Annotated in this window: 17 protein-coding genes; 12 read left to right on the top strand and 5 right to left on the bottom strand. The window is 69.4% G+C overall.

Annotated elements, in window-relative coordinates; genetic code table 11:
• Positions 1 to 40 precede the first annotated feature (40 nt).
• On the bottom strand, positions 41 to 1,630 hold the full coding sequence (locus M3B11_RS00400) for an HNH endonuclease signature motif containing protein (protein ID WP_259874496.1): 1,590 nt from the start codon (positions 1,628 to 1,630) through the stop codon (positions 41 to 43).
• A 332-nt stretch (positions 1,631 to 1,962) separates the two neighbouring features.
• Here M3B11_RS00400 and M3B11_RS00395 point away from each other — a divergent pair, with 332 nt between their 5' ends.
• The gene (locus tag M3B11_RS00395; RefSeq protein ID WP_259874494.1) at positions 1,963 to 2,739 is read left to right on the top strand and encodes an MBL fold metallo-hydrolase; all 777 of its coding nucleotides are present in this window, start codon (positions 1,963 to 1,965) and stop codon (positions 2,737 to 2,739) included.
• 229 nt (positions 2,740 to 2,968) lie between these two features.
• Here the strand turns inward: M3B11_RS00395 and M3B11_RS00390 are convergent, their stop codons facing one another.
• A complete protein-coding gene (locus tag M3B11_RS00390) occupies positions 2,969 to 3,646 on the bottom strand; it encodes a Crp/Fnr family transcriptional regulator (RefSeq protein WP_259832986.1) in 678 nt (225 codons plus the stop codon).
• A gap of 383 nt (positions 3,647 to 4,029) precedes the next feature.
• Here M3B11_RS00390 and nth point away from each other — a divergent pair, with 383 nt between their 5' ends.
• Positions 4,030 to 4,872, top strand: coding sequence for an endonuclease III (gene nth, locus M3B11_RS00385; protein WP_259874492.1), 843 nt, complete (start codon positions 4,030 to 4,032; stop codon positions 4,870 to 4,872).
• A 2-nt stretch (positions 4,873 to 4,874) separates the two neighbouring features.
• Positions 4,875 to 5,576, top strand: a complete 702-nt coding sequence (locus M3B11_RS00380) for a CoA pyrophosphatase (RefSeq protein ID WP_259874627.1) — start codon at positions 4,875 to 4,877, stop codon at positions 5,574 to 5,576.
• Positions 5,577 to 5,726: 150 nt separating this feature from the next.
• On the opposite strand, the gene M3B11_RS00375 is transcribed toward M3B11_RS00380, so the two are convergent.
• Entirely contained in the window at positions 5,727 to 6,134 is a 408-nt protein-coding gene (locus tag M3B11_RS00375) for a phage holin family protein (protein ID WP_259874490.1), read from the bottom strand.
• A 224-nt stretch (positions 6,135 to 6,358) separates the two neighbouring features.
• Positions 6,359 to 8,299: an acetate--CoA ligase gene (gene acs, locus M3B11_RS00370; protein ID WP_259874488.1), complete on the bottom strand. Its 1,941-nt coding sequence runs from the start codon at positions 8,297 to 8,299 to the stop codon at positions 6,359 to 6,361.
• Positions 8,300 to 8,582: 283 nt separating this feature from the next.
• Between acs and M3B11_RS00365 the strand changes: the two genes are divergently transcribed.
• The 8 genes from M3B11_RS00365 to M3B11_RS00330 all read left to right on the top strand — a co-directional run bounded on the left by M3B11_RS00365 (position 8,583) and on the right by M3B11_RS00330 (position 16,110).
• The gene (locus tag M3B11_RS00365) at positions 8,583 to 10,898 is read left to right on the top strand and encodes a hypothetical protein (protein WP_259874486.1); all 2,316 of its coding nucleotides are present in this window, start codon (positions 8,583 to 8,585) and stop codon (positions 10,896 to 10,898) included.
• 328 nt (positions 10,899 to 11,226) lie between these two features.
• Positions 11,227 to 12,270, top strand: a complete 1,044-nt coding sequence (gene ssd, locus M3B11_RS00360) for a septum site-determining protein Ssd (protein WP_259874484.1) — start codon at positions 11,227 to 11,229, stop codon at positions 12,268 to 12,270.
• Positions 12,267 to 13,475 carry a TadA family conjugal transfer-associated ATPase gene (locus M3B11_RS00355; RefSeq protein WP_259874482.1) on the top strand — a complete coding sequence of 403 codons (1,209 nt, stop codon included), beginning with the start codon at positions 12,267 to 12,269 and terminating at the stop codon, positions 13,473 to 13,475. The genes ssd and M3B11_RS00355 overlap by 4 nt, the downstream gene beginning before the upstream one ends.
• On the top strand, positions 13,472 to 14,200 hold the full coding sequence (locus M3B11_RS00350; RefSeq protein WP_259874480.1) for a type II secretion system F family protein: 729 nt from the start codon (positions 13,472 to 13,474) through the stop codon (positions 14,198 to 14,200). The genes M3B11_RS00355 and M3B11_RS00350 overlap by 4 nt, the downstream gene beginning before the upstream one ends.
• The gene (locus M3B11_RS00345; protein ID WP_259874478.1) at positions 14,197 to 14,922 is read left to right on the top strand and encodes a type II secretion system F family protein; all 726 of its coding nucleotides are present in this window, start codon (positions 14,197 to 14,199) and stop codon (positions 14,920 to 14,922) included. Before M3B11_RS00350 ends, M3B11_RS00345 begins: the two co-directional genes overlap by 4 nt.
• A gap of 192 nt (positions 14,923 to 15,114) precedes the next feature.
• A complete protein-coding gene (locus M3B11_RS00340; protein ID WP_259874476.1) occupies positions 15,115 to 15,360 on the top strand; it encodes a DUF4244 domain-containing protein in 246 nt (81 codons plus the stop codon).
• 1 nt (position 15,361) lies between these two features.
• Positions 15,362 to 15,736: a TadE family type IV pilus minor pilin gene (locus M3B11_RS00335; RefSeq protein WP_259874474.1), complete on the top strand. Its 375-nt coding sequence runs from the start codon at positions 15,362 to 15,364 to the stop codon at positions 15,734 to 15,736.
• Positions 15,736 to 16,110 (top strand): hypothetical protein, encoded by a 375-nt coding sequence (locus tag M3B11_RS00330; protein ID WP_259874472.1) that lies wholly within the window; start codon positions 15,736 to 15,738, stop codon positions 16,108 to 16,110. The genes M3B11_RS00335 and M3B11_RS00330 overlap by 1 nt, the downstream gene beginning before the upstream one ends.
• Before the next feature lie 3 nt (positions 16,111 to 16,113).
• On the opposite strand, the gene M3B11_RS00325 is transcribed toward M3B11_RS00330, so the two are convergent.
• Entirely contained in the window at positions 16,114 to 18,579 is a 2,466-nt protein-coding gene (locus M3B11_RS00325) for a DEAD/DEAH box helicase (RefSeq protein ID WP_259874470.1), read from the bottom strand.
• A gap of 64 nt (positions 18,580 to 18,643) precedes the next feature.
• Between M3B11_RS00325 and M3B11_RS00320 the strand changes: the two genes are divergently transcribed.
• Positions 18,644 to 20,455, top strand: a complete 1,812-nt coding sequence (locus tag M3B11_RS00320; protein WP_259874468.1) for a class I SAM-dependent methyltransferase — start codon at positions 18,644 to 18,646, stop codon at positions 20,453 to 20,455.
• The last annotated feature ends 119 nt before the right edge of the window (positions 20,456 to 20,574 follow it).

Here is a 20,574-nt window from a genome sequence, read left to right as displayed (position 1 = left end):
TGACGCTGCGGTCGCGGCCCAGACCGGGCCGGCCCGCATGTCACTCGGGGAAGAGCGTGATCGGATCTGCCAGTTCGGCTTGGAACCGAGAGTGGAAGAGAGGTCGCTGCCCTCGATCCAGGGTCTGTGGCGGTATCCAGGCGGGCAAGCCGTTGACCAGCACTGAGCGCCAGCCGTGACGTTCATGCCAGCCGTGGTGGAAGCGGCACAGCAGTGTCAGATTGCTCAGATCCGTCGGCCCGCCGTGGCGGTGGGCGCGCATATGGTGGGCTTCGCACCAGCCAACCGGGATATCGCAGTCAGGGAAGCTGCAGCCGCGATCGCGGGCCTTCAGCAGCGTCATCTGAGTGGCGGTGGCGAAGCGGCTCTCCGTGCGCACCTGCACATCGCGGGTGCCCGGCCCGGTGGCTGAGTAGTAGAACTTGCCACCGGGGGAGAGCTGCAGGACGTCTTCGAGTCGCGTATGTCCGCCGGCGGCTTCAACCTCGCCTTCACCGCGTGCCAGCTGCTCAGCCGTAGCGGTGACGACGAGAGCGTAGGAACCAGCACCGGTCGGTTCGCACGCACCGCGCGTGATGAGCACGGAGAACCGGTCGTGGCGCCGCGCACCGTCGGGACGGCGATCGTCGAAGACCGGCGCGACTGCCGGGCTGCCGTCGCTGGTGGACGCGTTCGGGCGGCAGCCGGTGTCGTCCCAGGTGTTCACGAACGGATCCAGGGCAGGAGGGCCGAACGATGCGCCAGCTGCATCGAGGTATCCAGCACCGACTGCGGTGGAGCCATCCTCATCAGGTGAGCCGGGGGCGTCGTGTGAGTCTTCTGCTGCGGTGCGGGAGGCATTGACGATGTCGGCAGGACCCTGCTGGCGGTTGGTGAGCAGGGCGTTGAGAGTCAGACCGGTCGTCGAGTCGAGCAGTCCGCGCAGGATCCAATCGCCGTTGGCCTTTTGGTTGACGGTGACGAAGTAGTCATCGGGGTGGCCGGGTTCGGCCCCGAGCTTCCCATCAGGATCGAGGTAGTCGAGAATGCGCTTGCCGAGCACACGGAACTCCTCGACCCGCAGGCTCGGGGCGTTTTCGACCAGCACACGCTCGACGGCGGGTTCGTGCTCGGCGCGCACGCGAGGTGGCAGCGCATCAATCTGCTTGATGATCGCCTGGGCCTGGTCGACTGAGATGGTGCCGGCCTGCAGGCAGGCGGCGACCTCCGGCAGCTGGGCGGGGATCGGCTGGCCGGTGGTGCTGTGCTTCTGCGTCAGGCAGCGGGCCATCGAAACCCTGCGGCGGGCCTCGTGGGTGGTGATGCGCATCTTCTGCTTCAGCAGCGCCGGCAGCTTGCGCACACCGTAGTGGCTGGGCTCCAGCTGCTCAGACATGAGGCGCGTGCTGTGCGCGGTGGCCGATTCGAGCTTCCGCCGGACAAGCTCAAGGCCCTTGCCGATGGCGATCGCGGCGGCGCTGTCGAGAGCCGCATTGTGCTGGATGTTCGCTGTTGTCGCCTCCAGTGCCGTGACCGCGGCAAGCAGCTCGGGGCAGTGCGCAGTGAGCTGTGCGATGTCAGCAGCATCGAGGAACTCCGGATGGGCTTCGGCCGGGTGGGTGCCTTCAGCCGGAACGGACTCGGCGGTCATGGCAGATCACCTCCTTTGGTGCATCTGCTTCCAATCTAGAGTGAGGCACGGACGTCGCCACCGCAGATCCGCCCGGAATCGACGCCTCCCGGCACACCGCATACAGGAAAGACGCTGTCGTTCCTGGTCAGCGTGCTGAGAAAAAGTTCGAAGAATTTTTCCCTCGGTGGTGGCTGGGTCGAGAACCAGCCGCCGGATGCGGTGTCCGAGCGTGCCGATAGACTGTCGAGCACACGGGATCCCAGCGCTTTCGGGGTCGCCATACAGTTCAGTCGGCCGAAGCCGCACACGCTCCGGCAGAAGCCGCACACGCTCCGGCAAGGGAGGCAACGATGCCCGCGCGCACGCTGCGGATCACCGCAGACAATCCTTCGGCGATGACGCTAGAGGGAACGAACACCTACCTGCTGACCAGTGCTGACAATGCTTCAGCCCTGCTCATCGACCCTGGCCCGGAGCTCGCCGAGCACCGAGCGAACATCCTCGATGCGATCGCCGGACGGCGCCTCTCCGCCATCGTCTTCACCCACCGGCACGCCGATCACACGGAGATGTTCCACACGGTGGACGAATGGGCTCCGGACACCGCCTGTCATGCCGTGCTGCCAGAGTTCTGCCGTGGAGCGGCCCCGCTCATTGACGGCCAGCAGCTGTCCTTCGGATCCGACCATGGAGATACCGTGACGATCCTCGCCACCCCAGGGCACACCTCGGATTCGGTGAGTCTGCTCTTCGGCTCCTCGCTCTTCACCGGCGACACGGTGCTCGGGGAGGGCACGACCATGATCGCCCACCCGGAGGGCTCGGTGGGGGACTACATGGCCAGTCTCGCGCGCCTGCGCGGGCTCGTGAGCGATGGGGTGGTCGAGCGCATCGAACCGGCCCACGGGCCAGCACGCACGGATCCCGCCGCGGTGCTCGACTACTACATCAGCCACCGCCACGAACGCATCGAGCAGGTGCGCGGGCTGCTGGAGGACGGCCACACCTCGGCGGAGGAGATCTGTGACGTCGTCTACGCTCAGGTGCCCGACTCGGTGCGCCCGGCGGCCCTGCAGATCGTACGGGCGCAGCTGGCCTATATCAACGAGCTCGGCTCGGTCTCGTAACCGGCGACCCAGCCGCGGCCCACCCGCGGCCCACCCGCATCCGAGCCGCAACCCAGCCGCGGCCGAGCCGCAACCCAGCCACATGCGCTCACGGATGCCACGCGCCTCACCGACATCACGCGCCTCCAGGGACAGCTGATCGGCCTCATGGACAGCTGATCGGCCTCATGGACAGCAGAACGCCCGGACGTCATGCCCGGGCGTTCGCAGCTGTGTTCAGCAGCTCAGATCAGTGGGCGCGGTTGCTCAGGCGCTCCTGGTCGAGGATGACGACGGCGCGCGCCTCCAGACGCAGCCAGCCGCGAGCGGCGAAGTCGGCCAGGGCCTTGTTGACGGTCTCACGCGAGGCGCCGACCAGCTGGGCGAGCTCTTCCTGCGTCAGGTCGTGGGCGACAAGCGTGCCGTCGGGGCCCTGCTTGCCGAAGCGCTCGGCCAAGTCGAGCAGCGCCTTGGCCACGCGGCCGGGCACGTCGGAGAACACGAGGTCGCCCACGGTGTCATTGGTGCGGCGCAGGCGCTGAGCCAGCGCGCGCAGCAGGTTCATCGCAGCCTGCGGGCGTTCTTCGAGCCAGGTCATGAGGTCGTTGTGCTCCAGGCTCAGCAGCTCGGTCTGCGACACAGCGGTCACCGTCGTCGAGCGGGAGCCCGGATCGAACAGTGTCAGCTCACCGATCATCTCACCAGGGCCGACGACCGACAGCAGGTTCTCGCGGCCGTCCGGCGATTCGCGGCCGACCTTGAGCTTGCCGGTGGAGACGATGTAGAGCTCGTTGCCGGAATCACCCTCGCGGAACAGCACGGTGCCCCGTCGCAGGCTGCGCGGCTTCATGAATTTCAGCAGCGCACTCGTCGATTCATCATCAAGACCCGCAAACAGCGTGGCATTCCGGACTACTTCGATATCCACAGTTCCTCCTGAGGTCTTCCCTCACATACGTTTGTCGCCGATGTGTCCCACCGCACACTCTACTTGATGCCGGTGCCGGCGTCATGCCTGCGTCATGCCTGTTACCGGCCCGTGGAGCATGTGCGATCCTAACAGGCGCCCGGTTCGCGAGCGCGGGTTTGGCCGCGCTGCGGAACAGAGTTCTCCACAAGCTGAAATGCACCGTGACCGAGGCGGTTGCCACCCCTGCTCCAGAGCCGGTGGACTCCCCGTGCCCGAGGCGGTCCGCACCTCCGCTCGGGCGCTGTGACCCCCGTGCCCGAGGCGGTGGCGACCTGAGTGGGGCGGGCGACCTACGCCTCGGGCGGCAGGGATCGACCGCGGGGATCGATAAGGTGGGAGGCATGCTGAGTGTCGCGGAGAAGAGTGCGCGCCGGTTCGCCAAGGAGACGCCGCTGGGGCGGACGCGGCGGGCGCGGAAGATCCACCGGATTCTGGCCGAGGTGTACCCGAACGCCCGCTGCGAGCTGGACTTCGAGACCCCGTTCCAGCTGCTCGTGGCGACGGTCCTGTCGGCGCAGACGACCGACATCCGGGTGAATTCGGTGACCCCGGGCCTGTTCGCGGCGTTCCCCGACGCCGAGGGGCTGGCCGCTGCCCGGATCGAGGACGTTGAGCAGCTCATCCGCTCGACCGGGTTCTACCGGTCGAAGGCGAAGAACATCGTGCGGCTCGCAGGCGAGCTCGTCGACCGGTTCGGCGGCGAGGTCCCGGCGAACCAGAAGGACCTCGTGAGCCTGCCGGGCACAGGAGTGAAGACGGCCAATGTGGTGCTCGGCAACGCCTTCGATATTCCCGGGCTGACCGTCGATACGCATCTGGGCCGGCTCGCCCGCCGAATGGGGTTCACCACGCATGAGGACCCGGCGAAGGTCGAAGCCGATGTCGTGGCGCTGTTTCCGAAGAAGGACCTGACACTGCTGTCGCACCGGATGATCTTCCACGGACGCCGGATCTGCCATTCGCGCCGCCCGGCCTGCGGAGCGTGTCCGATCGCCAAGCTGTGCCCGAGCTTCGGCATCGGCGAGCTCGACCCCGCCAAGGCGGAGAGGATGCTGCGCTTCGAGATGGCCCCAAGGGCCGAGCCCGAGCAGCCGCGCGTCGACGCTGAATCCGACGGTGATGCCGGCCCCGGGATCGCTGAACAGCCCGCGGCCGGCGCCTCTGACCCCGAGGTGCGGGCGTGAGCATGTGGGTGCCGAGCCCCGGTGACCCGGTCAAGTCCGCGCTCGCGCGGCTGGCCGAATCCGGCGGAAACGAGGAGTGGATGCGGCGGGCGCACAAAAAGGACGATGCACCGGTGCGCGACGCCTCCGTGCTCATGCTGTTCGGCCGCGGGCAGGCCCCGCGCACACTCGCCGGCCGCCGGGAGCAGGACCGGCTCGAACGCCTCGGTGTCGCCGATGTCGACGTGCTGCTGCTGCAGCGCTCAGCGAAGCTTCGTCACCACCCCAACCAGGTCGCCTTCCCCGGCGGCGCGCGCGATCCTGAGGATGCCGACGAGATCGCTGCGGCGCTGCGTGAGGCGGAGGAGGAGACCGGACTCGATCCCGACGGCGTCGAAGTCGTCGGCACACTCGACCCGCTCTACATCCCGGTCAGCTCCTTCGAGGTCACCCCGGTCCTGGCGTGGTGGCAGAACCCCTCGAACGTGTGGGTCGTCGACCACGGGGAGTCCTCCCGCGTCTACCGGGTGCCGGTCGCCGACCTCGTCGCTCCGGAGAACCGCGGCACCTTCACCGCACCGGATCGCTCGTATCGCACCCCGGCTTTCGATGTCGGCGTGCTGCGTGTGTGGGGCTTCACCGCAGCGCTGCTGGAGTTCGCTCTCGAGGAGATGGGCTGGGCACGCGACTGGGATCGCGCCGCCCAGATCGATATCGAGCTCTGACCTGCACCTCAGAGACGACTGAAGCCTGCATCCGTACAGGATGCAGGCTTCAGCCGCAGGCTCTCACAGGCTTACAACGTGGGAGCCGGAACCCGCCTCAGGACCGGGACCGCCGCCTCGAGAGCGGAACCGGCGCCTCGGGAGCCGAACTCAGACGCGGGGGCCCGAGGGGTTGGTCAGAGCGCGCTTGAACGCGTTGAGCGTCGACTTGCCGGAGCTGATCGCCGACTGCGGGGTCGGGTTGCCGTTCTTGAGGAACGGCACGGCGATGCCGACGAGGATGAGCGCGAGCACGAGCAGGATGCCGAAGACGATGAGGGCGCTGAGCCACCACGACAGCCCGACGCCCTCGTGGAAGACGGCTACGAGCAGGAAGGTGACGACAAGCGAGCCGAGGAACAGCAGGAACAGTCCGGCGATCGCCAGACCGGCACCGATGCCAAGCTTCTTGACACCCTCGGTGACCTCGGCCTTCGCGAGGGCCGACTCCTCCTGGACGAGTGCTTGGCCATCAGCTTGGATGTCTTTGATGAGCTGGGAGATCGACCGCTCGGACATGCTGGCTCCTTCATAGATGAGGAATGGGTAACGCTGCTTGTGCTCTAGCCTAATGCGTTCTGCCCGCCTGACAAACGCCGGGACGCGCAGAAATCTGCGAAACCACCGGTCAGCGGCCCGCTCCCAAGGGCTCCGGCGCTGGCGTGCCGCCTTTCGGGCGCGGGCTGGGACCAGCTGCTGCGGTCCCGGCTCCGTGCCCGAGGCGGCGGCTGGCCGGGTAGATCTCAGCCCTCGGCGACGCGGCTGGCGATGACGTCCATGACCGAGGCGTCAGCCAGGGTCGTCGTGTTGCCGATGCCGCGGTTCTCCGCGACGTCCTTGAGAAGGCGGCGCATGATCTTGCCGGAGCGGGTCTTGGGCAGCTCGTCGACGATGAACACCTGCTTGGGCTTGGCGATCGGACCGATCTCGCGGCGCACGTGGTTCTGCAGCGCCTCGGCGGTGTCGTCGTCCTCGGTGGCCTTGCCGCGCAGCACGACGAAGGCGATGACGGCCTGGCCGGAGGTCTCGTCGGCGGCGCCGACGACAGCGGACTCGGCGACGTCGGGGTGGGAGACGAGCGCAGACTCGATCTCTGCAGTCGACAGGCGGTGGCCGGAGACGTTCATGACGTCGTCGATGCGGCCGAGGAACCAGATGTCGCCGTCGGAGTCGAAGCGCGCGCCGTCACCGGCGAAGTACTGGCCTTCGACCTGCGACCAGTAGGTCTCCTTGAACCGCTCGGGGTCCTTGTAGATGCCGCGCAGCATCGCCGGCCACGGTTCGGTGATCGTGAGGAAGCCGGCGGCATCTGCCTCACACGGGTGGCCAGCTTCGTCGACGACCTGGGCGCTGATGCCCGGCAGCGGGCGCTGGGCCGAGCCCGGCTTGAGGTCCAGGGCCCCCGGAAGCGGGACGATCATGTGCGCACCGGTTTCGGTCTGCCACCACGTGTCGACGATCGGGCAGCGCCCGCCGCCGATCACCTCGTGGTACCACAGCCACGCCTCGGGGTTGATCGGCTCGCCGACCGAGCCGAGCAGCCGCAGCGAGGACAGGTCGAACTTCTGCGCGTGCTCCCGACCCCACTTCATGCACGCCCGGATTGCGGTCGGTGCGGCGTAGAAGATCGAGACCTTGTACTTCTCGACGACCTCCCACCAGCGGCCGCGGTGCGGGGAGTCCGGGGTGCCCTCGTAGATGACCTGGGTGGCACCTGCGGCCAGCGGGCCGTAGGCGACGTAGGAATGGCCGGTGATCCAGCCGACGTCGGCGGTGCACCAGAAGACGTCGGTCTCCGGTTTGATGTCGAAGCTCGCCTGCATCGAATACAGCACCTGGGTGAGGTAGCCGCCGGAGGTGTGCAGGATGCCCTTGGGCTTGCCGGTGGTGCCCGAGGTGTAGAGGATGAACAGGGGATGCTCGGAGTCGAAGAACTCGACCTCGTGGGTTTCCGGCTGCCGGCCCATCAGATCGTGCCAGTACTGGTCGCGGCCGGAGACCATCTCGATGTCGTTCTTCGCGCGCTCGACGACGACGACGTGCTTGACAGGGGTGTCACCCTTGGCGAGCGCCTCGTCGACGGCCGGTTTGAGCGAGGACGGCTTGCCACGCCGGTATCCGCCGTCGGCGGTGATGACGACCTCCGCCTCGGCGTCCATGATCCGCGAGTGCAGCGCATCGGAGGAGAACCCGCCGAAGACGACCGAATGGGCGGCGCCGAGGCGGGCGCAGGCGAGCATGGCGATCGTCGCCTCCGGCACCATCGGCATGTAGATGGCGACCCGGTCGCCGGACTTCACACCGAGACCGGTGAGCATGTTCGCGGCCTTGCACACCTCGGCGGTGAGCTCGGCATAGGTGTAGGTGCGCGAGTCGCCGGGCTCGCCCTCGAAGTGGATGGCGACGCGGTCGCCGTTGCCGGCTTCGACGTGGCGGTCGAGGCAGTTGTAGGCGACGTTGAGGCGGCCGCCGACGAACCACTTGGCGAAGGGCGGGTCGGACCAGTCGAGCGTTTCGGAGAAGTCGGTCTCCCAGTCGAGCAGCTCACGTGACTTCTCCGCCCAGAAGGCGAGTGGGTCAGCTGCAGCTCTGTCGTACTCGTCTGCGGTGACGTTGGCGCTGCGCTTGAACTCCTCCGGTGGCGGGAAGGCCTGGTCTGCGTGCTGCGGGCTCTGGTCTGTCATGTGTGCCTCCGACATCATTGGCGAGTTGGAACAAATGCCTCTGTGGTGCACCTTACATCGAATTCTCTCACCGGTTAAGACTGCCGATCTCATTCGGCCACAGTGTGGGAAACGGCAGCAGGCTGGCGTCGACAAGGGGTGATGTCGGTAAGCTAGCCCTCGACATGCTTACGTCCAGCGAAGGACCGCGGGGCGCCGGGAGGCCGAGCAGGCCGGCGGTGGGCCGTGGGACTGAGACTCGGCCACCGTGCCAGGTCACAACGACTGAGGAGAACTTCCGATCATGAGCACCCCCTACCAGCCTGGTGGACAGCAGCAGGATCCGCACCAGCCGGTGTCTGCCTACGGCAGCCAGCCCGGCGCTGGATACGGCGCCGGTTACGGCGGACAGGATCCCGCAGCCTACGGCAGCCAGAACCCGGGCGCGTACGGCAGCCAGGGTCAGACTTACGGCCAGCCGCAGGGCCAGGCGCCGCAGCCCGCGCAGTGGGATCAGCAGCAGGCTGGCTACGGCAGCCAGATGCCGGCCGCCTATGGCAGCCAGCCCGGCGCCGGATACGGCCCTGGAGGCTACCCGCAGCAGAGCGCGGCCCCGCGTCGGCCTGGTGGCGGACTGCTCGGGCCGCTGACGCTGCGCGACATCCTGCTTCTCGTCGGTGCGCTCTTCGGGCTCATCTCGCTCATCACTCCGTTCTGGCGCGATATGTACGGTTTCGGCTACGGGCTTGAGAACACCTTCCTCATGACGAGCAGGTACGGCTGGCAGATCGTTCTCATGTGGCCGCTGCTGCTCATCATCGCCGGGGTCATCACGCTGCTGAATAAGACGGTGCGCGGCTTCCCACAGCGCATCGGCTCGCTCAGCCCCGATCAGCTCATCTCGGTGCTGACATCGGTGGCTTTCGCCACCTGCGCCCTCGAGATCGCACTGACGGTGTTCTCGATGTCTGCCTGGCACATCGGAGCCTACTTCGCCTTCGTCGGAGCGCTTGTGTCCTTCTTCGCCGGTGTCTTCACGATGCTGCCGTTCTTCGCCGCTGAGTTCGCCCAGCGGCCGGACAGTCAGGCACACCCGAAGGCCCGCCCGGTTTCGCGCGATGCCGCGTCGACCGCTCCGGGACTCAGCCAACAGGCCCAGCCGCACGTTCCGCACGTTCAGTACGACCAGTACGGTGCTCAGTCCCAGATGGACCAGCAGGCCGGCCAGGACCAGTCCGGTCAGGGCCAGTTCGGCCAGCAGGACCAGTTCGGCGCTCAGCCAGGCTACGCCGCTGCCGACCAGCAGCAGGCTGGCGCGATGTCCGCTGGCTACGCCGACCCGCAAGCCTACGGTTCGCAGCCGCAGGCCTACGGCTTTCAGCCGGCCGGTTCTGACGCGCAGCAGCAGGCATACGGCTCTCAGCCGGCAGCCGGTGAGGCCCCGGGTGCTGATTCCGGCACCCAGGGCTCTGATGCCATCGCCGGTGCCGTTGGGGCCGGCGCGGCTGGAGCCGCAGCCACCGGCATCGGCATGAATGCCAGTGACACCGACGGGCAGGCCGGTGACTTCGCCGCCGGTGAGGAGCCGCGTCAACAGCAGGTGTCAGGCGACGGCCAGGCCTACCTCGGGAGCCACAGCGCTGATGCTCCTGAGCACGCGCAGAGTGAGCCGACTCAGGCGTTCATGGCCGGTGGCCGCACCCACAGCGCAGACGTCAGTGATGCTGCAGTCGCTGAACCGGCAGCCGAGCACGACGCTGGCGAAGCGGCTGCACAGAGCCCGGCAGGCGCTGACCTCGACGATGCCGATCGCACCGTCGTCGCCGACACCGTCCGCGGTGCTCCCGCTGAGACCGTCAGCGAAGAATCGGCCGCGTCCGTAAGCGAGGCGCCTGCTGAGAGCACGGATCCGACCGAGACCGAGCGCACAGCGGCAGCTGCCGGTGATGAGACCGCAGCGACCGCCGAGTCAGGCGATACTGCTGACCAGACCGAGACCGAGCGCACAGCGGCAGCTGAAGCCGACCGCCAGCCGGTCGACGCCAGCGGCTTCGGCACCGCAGCTGCCGACACCTCGGGCGCGGATACCGCGGTGCCGGCGGCAAGCGAACCGGCAGCCGACCAGCCGGCCACCCGCCGGGAGGCGCGTGTGCGCGGCGAGCAGCAGGCCAGCGATGATCCGAACGAGCCAACCCAGTGGTTCCGGGCCTACGAGCGCGACACCTCGGGTGCGGCAGTGACCGGTTCTGGCAGCACCTCCGGCAGCACCGCCGCCAGCGATCTCGTCGACAGCGAGCAGACCGTTGCTGCAGGTGAGCCTGTCGTCACCGACGATCCGTCGCTCGACCAGCCGACCCAGGCGTGGAGCCCGGCAGCCGAGTCGACGACCGACACCGGCGAATCGGCCCAGGCCGTGCCCTCGGGCCAGGCTCAGCCGTTCTGGTTCGCCGTCCCGGAGCCGCGCGAAGCGATCGACCCGAGCACCGGCCGGCCGCTGTTCACCGTCACCCCCGGTGAGTGGTTCCTGGCGCTGTCGGACAACGGCACCACCTTCACCGTCCGGGATGCCACCGGGCAGGAGGGACTGCTGCGCAACCTGGAGGGCATCCAGCGCGGCTGACCAGCCGCCAGCACCCTGAAGCACACGGCGCGCCCTGGCCTGCATCACCGATGTGGACCAGGGCGCGCAGTCGTGTGTGCAGGACGATGGGCGGGATGCGACGTGCGCGCAGAAGCTGTGGACGCGTGAGCCGATGCTGGCGCGCCGGCGGGTCCTGCACCCGGGTCCAGCGCCGATGAGACCCGCGATTCAGCGGTCTCACCAGCATTGACGCTGACAGCTGTGGACGCCGGTGACCTGTGGTCACAGGCGCTTGGTGTCGCCGTCGTCATCCACAGCCGAGGCGGTCTGCGTCCTGGGGAGAGCCGGCTCGGGTGAGCCTGAGGGCATGTCCCGCATCGCGCTCGTCACCCAGCTGACCAGTCTCGCCGAGCAGTGCGCCGCACTCGCCGACGGCATCGGCATCCGCCTCGACGTACTGGCCCCGCACTCCGGCGGCTGGCAGGACGCCGTGCTCGTCCTGCTCGGTGAGGACGTCACCGACCCGCTGCCGGCACTGTCCGCGCCGACGGTGCTCGTCGCCGTCGACCACGCCGCCGAGGTGTGGCAGCAGGCCGCGAGGCTCGGTACCGACACCGTCGCCGTGCTGCCGGCTGCCGCCGAATGGCTCGCCCAGCGGATGATCCACGCCGTCGAACCACCCGGCAGCCCGGCCACCACGATCGGGGTCGTCGCCGGTTCCGGGGGAGCCGGTGCCTCGGTGCTGGCGTGCGCGCTCGCCCGCCATGCCGCGACCGAGGCGGTCGAGACGGTGCTGCTCGACGCCGACCCGCTCGGCGGTGGCGTCGACCTTGTGCTCGGCTACGAGAACATCGACGGGCTCAGATGGCCTGCGCTGACGACCTCGCGTGGGCGGCTGAGGCCCTCGACGCTGCCGCAGGCGCTGCCGCGCAGTGAGGGACTCTCCGTGCTGTCCTGGGATCGAGAGACCCACGCCGATCTCTCCGGGGACGTCTTCGACGCTGTCATCACCGCAGCTCAACAGGCCTTCGACCTCGTCATCGTCGACCTGCCCCGGCATGCTCCGGTCGAATGGGCCTCCAGCTGCCACCATCTCGTTCTCGTCACCCCCGCCCGCGTGCGCGCGGTCATCGCTGCCTCGTGCGTGGCCAGCCGGCTGCGGGCCGTCCACCCGGCTGTCGGTCTGGCCGTGCGCGGTGTCGACCGGCAGGGTCTCGATCCAGCACTCGCAGCTGAGAGCATCGGGTTGGAGCTGCTCGGCAGCTACCGCGACGACCCGTCGCTGGCCGCCCAGGTCGACCGTGGGGAGGGCATCCCCTATGCGCGCACCCGTCTCAAGCGGTTCGCCGCCGAAGTGCTCGACGGGATCCTCACAGACTCACCGCACTACGCCAGCGCAGGTGGCCGATGAGTGAGTGGCTCGAACCCGGACTCATCAACGATGTGCGCGCTCACCTGCTCGATCATCCCGGCCCGATCACCGCCTCGGCAGTGGCGACGGCAGTCCAGCGCACCGGGCGGGTGCTCGGCTCGGCGGCACTGCTCGAACTTGTCGCCCGGATCTCCGCGCAGCTGGCCGGGGCCGGCCCGCTGCAGCCGCTGCTCGATGAACCAGGGGTCACCGATGTGTTCGTCAACGGTCCGCGCGACATCTGGGTCGACCGGGGCGCGGGCCTGACGCGGGTGCGGCTGTCGCTCGGCGGTGAATCCGATGTGCGCGCGCTGGCCGTCAGGCTGGCAGCTCTCGGCGGCAGGCGGCTGGACGACTCGACCCCTCTCGTCGACGTGCAGCTGCCCGATCGCGTGCGGCTCAACGCCGTCATCCCGCCGCTGTCCGGCGAGCACACGGTCATGTCCTTCCGCATCCCGCGCCCGCGCGGATTCACCCTCGCCGAACTCATCGACACCGGTGCGGTCCCGGCCGCCATCGCCGAGCTGCTGCACCAGATCCTGACCCGGCGGGCGAACTTTCACATCTCCGGTGGCACCGGATCGGGCAAGACTGCGCTGCTCGGGGCTCTGCTGGCCGAATCGGCAGCCGACCAGCGACTCGTCATCGTCGAGGACTCCCGCGAACTCAGCCTCGACCACCCGCACGTCGTGCAGCTCTCGGCCCGCCAGTCCAATGTCGAAGGCGCCGGCACGGTGTCGCTGACCGACTTGGTGCGAAACGCGCTGCGGATGCGCCCGGACCGCCTCGTGGTCGGGGAGTGCCGCGGAGCCGAGGTGCGTGACATGCTCACCGCGCTCAACACCGGCCACGAGGGCGGTTGTGCGACGATCCACGCCAACACCGGCGAAGCGGTGCCGGCCCGGCTGGAGGCCCTCGGCGCGCTGGCCGGGATGACTCCGGCCGCAGTGCGCTCCCAGGTCGCCAGCGCCATCGACGTCGTCATCCACATTCGCCGGCAGCGGACCGGCGAGACAGCCGGGCCAGGTGCGGGTGTGGGTGCATCGCGGCAGGTGAGCGAGCTGAGCGTGCCGCGTGCCGAGCCCGATGGCCGCATCGCCATGCACCCGGTCTGGCACGTCGGCACCGGCTTCGACACCACCGGCCTCGACATGCTCACCACCCTCCTCGCCGAACGCAGCGGCATCACCGGGCCACACCGATGACCGCCGTCGTCCTCACGCTCATCGGCAGCCTGACGGCCGCCGGCTGGTGGCTGCTGAGCGCTGACACGGCAGCCAGGCGGCTCACCCAGCTGCTGCCGGGCAGCCCGGGCCGCAGCCAGACCCCAAACCGGCCGAGACTGTTCGCCCGCTGGCGCGGTCAGGGGAGCACCGCCTCGGACCCGGACGATGAGTCCGCAGCGATCGCGATGATCGACAGGGCCGCCGCGCTGCTGCGCGTGGGTATGCCGCCGGAGGCGATCATGAGCCAGCTCGGCGAGCTCAGCGACGACCCCGTCAGCGCCGAGGTGCTCGGCCGCATGGCACGCTCGCTGCGACTGGGCGAGCGCCCGCACGAGGCGATCCGCCGGCATGCCGGGCAGTTGCCGGCGGCCCAGCATGACATCTTCGATGGAATGGCCGCCGTGTGGTTCGTCGCCGAGACCGCCGGCGCACCGGCAGCCGACATGCTCGCCCGCTACGCGACCTCCTGCCGCGAGAAGGCCGACGCCGCCCGCGAACGAGCAGTGGCGTTGGCCGGCCCGAAGTCGACGGTGCGCGTGCTCACCTGGCTGCCGGTGTTCTCCCTCGGCCTCGGCGCGTTCATCGGCGCCAACCCGCTGCGCCTGGGGCTCACCGTGCCCGGGGCGCTCAGCCTCGGCGGCGGCATCGCATTGCTGCTGGCCGGCCGCGCCTGGATGCGCACGATGCTCAGGAGGGCGCAGTGAGCGGGTTCGTCATCGCTGTCATCGGCGCGCTCGTCGCGGCCGCCGTCGCGCTCTTCGATCCGGGTACCGCCGGCCGGCTTGCGCGGCTGAGCGGCAGCCGCGCCCATCCCCGCACCCGAGGCGGCGGTTGTGATGGCCGTGAGCCAGCCTCGGGCACCGGGTCGGGTGGCAGCGACTCGGCTGTCGACCGGCTGGCCTTCGACTTGGAGCTGGTGGCGATCTGCCTGCAGAGCGGCCTGACCCCGGAGCGGGCGCTGATCCTGGCCGCACAGGCCGCCGGTGACCGAAGCGGGCTCGGCAGACTGGGCCACGCGATCGCACTCGGGCAGTCGACCGAGAACCAATTGACCGAAAAGCAGCCGGCCGACAGCAGGCAGCCTGGGTCCGTGCACGCGGCAGCGCAGGGGGAGGACCGCATCACCGGTGGCGGCTCAACCGGGCCGATCGCCTCACGCCTGCCCGATATCGATGAACGCCTGCGCCCGGTCGTCTCGCTCATCGACTTCAGCCGCCGCACCGGTGTTGCCCTGGCGCCGCTGCTGCGCGGGCTGTCAGCGGATCTGCGCCGCAGCGAGCACCGCCGCCGCCAGCTGGCCGCCGCACGGCTCGGCGTCACCCTCGTCATCCCGCTGGGCGTGTGCATCCTGCCGGCCTTCATCCTGCTCGGCATCGTCCCCGTCGTCCTCACCCTGGTCTCGGACATGGCCGGAGTGTTCCAGTGAGCGCGGCTGTGGATCACGGGATCGCGTCTGCGCACACAGGTGTGGACGCACAACGGCCATCCACACCTGAGAGGCGGTATCTGGAGACAGCCAACCGGTCACCGGAGGCTGGAATCAGCTCGCCGACCCCTGGGTGCTCAGCCCGTGGGCAGCGCAGCTGGAGTCCGCAACGGCACACAGTGAGGAGACACCATGGACACGACACACGACCGCACAGCACCGGCGCGCAGCCTGGACCAGCAGATGACAGGCGGCGAGCAGACCCGCCTGCTGGCCCAGCGCATCAGCTCCGATGAAGGCGCCACGACTGCTGAATACGCGATCACCACGCTGGCGGCCTGCGGGCTGGCGGCACTGCTCGTGACTCTGCTCAAGAGCGAAACGCTGCTCGAGCTCGTCACTGGCGTCATCAGCTCGGCATTCGGGCTCGGCAGCTGATATGACCAGGCCAGCCTGCGAAGCGCGCCTGCGGCGGATCGCCAGCGACCGGGGAGCGGCGACCGCGGAGTTCGCCATGGTGCTGCCGGCCCTGGTGCTGCTGCTGGCGCTCTTCGCAGGCGCGGCCACCGTCGGGATGACCCAGCTGCGCGCCTACGACGCCGCCCGGGCCGCCGCCCGCGAGGCGGCGCGGGGAGAACCGCAGCACTCGGTTGTCGCCGAGGCTGAGAAGCGCGCCGGGCCAGGATCGAAGGTGACGATCAGGACCGACGGCGGATACACCGAGGTCGCCGTCGTCATCAGTCTGCCGCGGCCGGTGAGCGTAGTGCAGCAAGAGGTCGCATCGTCAGCAACAGCGAGGACGGAGGGCGGCTGATGAGCAGTCCAGCTTCAGTTCTACGCGAGTCTGATGCGGGATCGACGAGTGTCGCGGCAATCATGATCGCCGCTGCGGCTTTCGCATTGGTGGCAGGACTCGGATTGGGCGGCAGGGCCTTCCTCATCCACGCCCAGGCCGCCGGGACAGCTGACCTGGCAGCGCTCGCCGCCGCTGATGCCGCACGCGGCATCGCACCGGGGGACCCCTGTGAGACTGCCGCCGCCACGGCCGCGAAGGCCGATCTCAAGGTCACCGAATGCATCGCCCGTTCCGACCTGGGTGCGGCAACCGTGACGGTGAGCGCCCCTCTGCCGGCTCCGCTGCCGGCGATCAAGGTCAAGGCCGTCGCCGGCAGTTCGGGAGGACCGTAGGGATCAGATCCCGCGCAGCAAGGCGGTGAGGATCCGCGCGGCAGCATCTTTGTCCAGTGGGTTGTTGCCGTTGCCACACTTCGGCGACTGCACGCATGACGGGCAGCCGGTCAGGCACTCGCATGCCTCGATCGCCTCGAGTGTCGCGGTCTGCCACTCATCGAAAGCGCTGAAGCCGCGTTCGGCGAAGCCGGCGCCGCCGGGCTGGCCGTCGTAGACGAACACCGTGGTCTTCCCGGTATCAGCATGCCGGTCGGTCGACACACCGCCGATGTCCCACCGGTCGCAGCCGGCGAACAGCGGCAGCAGGCCGATCGAGGCATGCTCGGCGGCATGGACCGCACCGGGCAGATCCGGTGTCACGATACCGGCCTCCTCGACCAGGGACTCGGGCACCGTCCACCACACAGCCGAAGTCCGCAACGTCCGCTCGGGCAGGTCGAGGGTGTGTTCGGAGAGCACGACGCCGGTGCCGTTCTGCCGGATCTGATACCCGGTGACCTGGTCGAGCACCTCGACCATGCCCAGGTGCACGCCCCCGCCTGAGGGCAGCGGGCGAGAGGCGGTGACCGATTCGATGCTGATCTCGGTGACGGACTTCGGCTGGGTGGTGTAGTCGACGGTGCGCGGTTCGACGAGGGCGACCCGCTCATCGAGATCGAGATCGGTGACAACGAAGGTCTGGCCCTGATGGACGTACACGGCCCCGGGATGGGACTGCCGCAGCGCTCCGGCGTCATCGACGGTGCCGAGCACCGTGCCGGTCGCGGCATCGACGAAGCGCACGATGCCGCCGCCTGAGCCGCGGATGTCGGTCAGTGCCGCAGCCGGCTCGCGCTTCGTCCAGTACCAGCCGGTCGGCCGGCGGCGCAGCAGATTCGCAGCCGTCAGCTGCGCGACCGTCTGCTCGGCAGTCGCGCCGAAGAGCGCGAAGTCGTCCTCGGTGAGCGGCCGTTCGGCAGCAGCCGCGCACAGATGCCCGCCGAGCACATACGGGTTCGACGGATCGATGACCCCGCCGTCGACCGGTGAACCGAACACCGACTCCGGATGATTGACGACATAGGTGTCGAGCGGGTCGTCGCGGGCGATGAGGACGGCCAACCACTCCGAACCGGCGCGCCCGGCCCGGCCGGCCTGCTGCCACAGCGAAGCCAGGGTACCCGGCCAGCCGGCCATGACGACGAGATCGAGACCGGCGATGTCGATGCCGAGCTCGAGGGCATTGGTCGAGGCCACCGCCCGCAGCCGGCCGTTGCGCAGACCGGTCTCCAAAAGCCGGCGCTCCTCAGGCAGATAACCGCCGCGATAGGCGGCGACCGTGCGGGTGAGCTCCGGGAACGACCGCGAGACCGCCGCACGCGTCGCCTCAGCCAGTGCCTCGGTGCCGCGGCGGGAGGCGATGAAGGCGATCGCTGAGAAGTCCGAGCACACCGCGTCGGCGAGCAGATCGGCGGACTCGGCGATCGTCGAACGCCGCTGCGGTCCATCGGTGAGCACGCCGAGCGGGTCCCCGGCCTCAGCGCCGAGCCCCTGCGGATCACCATCGGGCCCCACACCGATCCCGAGCGGGCCATCGACACCAAGCGGGCCATCGACGCCGAGAGCGTCGAAGACATCGGCATCCGGGTCCCCGGTGGCATTCGGCACGAGCGGCGGCTCCCACAGCACGAAATGCCCGGCCGCCCGCGGCGACCCGTCCTCGGTCACCGCCGTGCACTCCCGGCCGGTGAGCCGGGTGAAGGCGGTAGCCGGATCGGCCATCGTCGCCGACGCCCCGATCACCACAGGCTGAGCGCCATAGTGGGCGGCCAGGCGCAGCAGCCGGCGCAGCACGAGGGCGACATGCGAACCGAACACCCCGCGGTACCGGTGAGCCTCATCGACGATGATGAACCGCAGGTTCCGCAGCCACCGAGCGAACCGGGCATGCTGCGGCAGGACCGTCCGATGCAGCATGTCGGGATTCGTGTAGATGAGATTGGCGTGCGCCCGGGCCCAGTCCTTCTGCGCCTGCGAGACATCCCCGTCATAGGCCGCCGGGCGCAGCCCCGCGAGCACGAGCTGGCTGACCTTCCCCATCTGATCGTGGGCCAGTGCCTTCGTCGGCGACAGATACACCGCCGTCGCCTGCTGACGGGGCAGTGCATCACGGGTCGCAGCGAAGGCCTCGAGGACCGGCAGCAGGAACCCGAGGGTCTTGCCCGAGGCAGTCCCGGTCGAGATGACCGTATCCTCACCGGCGTGGGCCGCCTCGGCTGCAGCCGCCTGATGCGTCCACGGTCGGGTGATCCCAAGCGACTGCCAGGCCCCGACCACCTCGTCAGGCACCCAGTCCGGCCAGTCGGCGTATTCGGCCTGACGCGCCGGCAGGGTCTCGACATGGCGGATCCGGTCCTCACGCTGACCGAACCCGCCGACCAGGTCGAGCAGCCGCCGTGCCGGCGCCGCATCCTGCCGCTGAGCCATAGGCCCCATTGTCCCACCCGGCCAGGACACCACCGCACCCAGCCGGTCTCGTACAGTGGGGCACGTGAACACCACGCCCACCTCCGCCTCGGTCCCGGTCCCGGCTTCCCACGAGACCACCCTGCGCCGGCTGGCCGAGCTGCTCAGAGAATCCTTCCCGTTCAGCCCGGAGGCCGCGCCGCTGTGGGACACCCACGCCCAGGCGGCGATCGAGCGGTCGAACGCCGCTCCGGCGATCGTACAGACCCAGGCCCGCGTGGCTGCCGGTGAGATCCCCGCGCCCGAGGCGGTGCTCGCCCTGCTCTTCACCCTCGACCAGGCCGTGGACGCCGGTGACGTCGCCGAGGCGTGCGGGCCTGAGCTGTATGGCGCGCTGCGCGCAGACGGCTGGCTCATCGACGCAGGTGAGACGGGCAGCAACGCCTCTGGCAAGACCTCCGGCGAGGCCACCTCCACCGGCACCGGTGGCACCACCGGCGGCGCCAACGGCAGCGGCACCACCGGCACCGGCGGCACCGGTGACGGTCATGTGCGTGCGGCGCTGACGATCACGACCTTCGACGGGCTGCTCATCGCCGCCGACTGGGGCACCCTGACCCGCGGCGAACCGCTGGCAGGTGACCACGTCCTCGGGCTCGGGGGAGCAGGCCGGACGCTGGCGGCGATCACCCCGCGCATGCCCGTCGAGCTGTCCTGCGACATCGGCACCGGCTGCGGTATCCAGGCGCTGCTGCTCGCCGCCCACAGCCAGCGCGTCATCGCCACCGACATCTCCGGCCGGGCGCTCGCCATCGCCGAGCTCAACGCCGGGCTCAACGGCATCGAGTCGATCGAATTCCGGGCAGGCGACATGCTCACGCCGATCGACGAACCGGTTGACCTGCTCGTGGCCAATCCGCCGTTCGTCATCACCCCGCAGGGCCAGACCCAGGCCTTCGAATACCGCGACGGCGGGCAGCCAGGCGACACGATCATGGCCGGGCTCATCGCCGGCATCCCCGAACGGCTGCGCCCGGACGGCAATGCGGTGCTGCTGGGCAACTGGGAGTACCACGCCGCCGGCAAGCACAGCGCACCCGGCGATCCGTCCGGCGGGCTCACCGTGCCCGAGGCGGTGGTGACCGAGGTGCCGGCACCGATCCGCTGGTGCGAGGAGCTGAGCACGCCCGGCAGCCCGGCAGCCGAAACCTCGATGCTGCTCATCGAACGCGAGCACCTCGACCCCGTCGCCTACGCCGAAACGTGGATCCGCGACGGCGGAGTGGCCCGGATGAGCGACCGGTGGCAGGTCGACACCGCCGCCTGGCTGCACGACTTCGGCACCCGCGGGGTCGCACGCATCGGATTCGGGTGGATCCGCATGCACCGAGCACCCACACCTTCGCACCGGGCACCCACACCTTCGCACCGGGCACCCACACCTTCGCAACGGGCGCTGCACCATCTCCGGGAGACCGGGCCGCTCGCCGGCGACACCGCCACACTGGCTGCCGTGCTCGACACCCGGCTGGCCGTCCTCGAATGGCTCGCCGGCACCGACGACGCGGGCCTGGAGCGCACTGCGTTCATCCGCGGCCAGGATCTCGTCGAGCACCGCCACCACACCCCCGGTGAGGACGAACCGCACACCATCACCTATGAACAGGGCACCGGATTCGGGCGCACCATCACCGCCGACACCGCCCTGGCCGGACTCCTCGGCGTCAGCGACGGCAGCCTGACACTCGGCGCCATCAGCGATGCGCTCGCCCAGCTGCTCGACGCCGACCCGGCCGCCCTGCGCGCCCAGCTGACCGGGCAGGTCCGCCGGCTGCTGGCCGACGGATTCCTGTTCCCGGTGCTCGAACCCGGCGATCGGGAGTTGAGCACGCGCTGAGGGTCGCCGTGAGCGGCGGATGCTAAGTTCTGTAAGGTGTAAGCCACTGTGCGGCCAGTCAAGGACCGTCCGGCCGCTGCGGTGCCGCCCGTCGCTCCGCGCACATTCCGTCGAAAGGG

This window comes from Brevibacterium sp. p3-SID960 (genome assembly GCF_025144725.1).
Taxonomy (GTDB): Bacteria; Actinomycetota; Actinomycetes; order Actinomycetales; family Brevibacteriaceae; genus Brevibacterium.
Note: the sequence above shows the minus strand (reverse complement) of the source record. Positions and strands in the feature narration are given on the sequence as shown.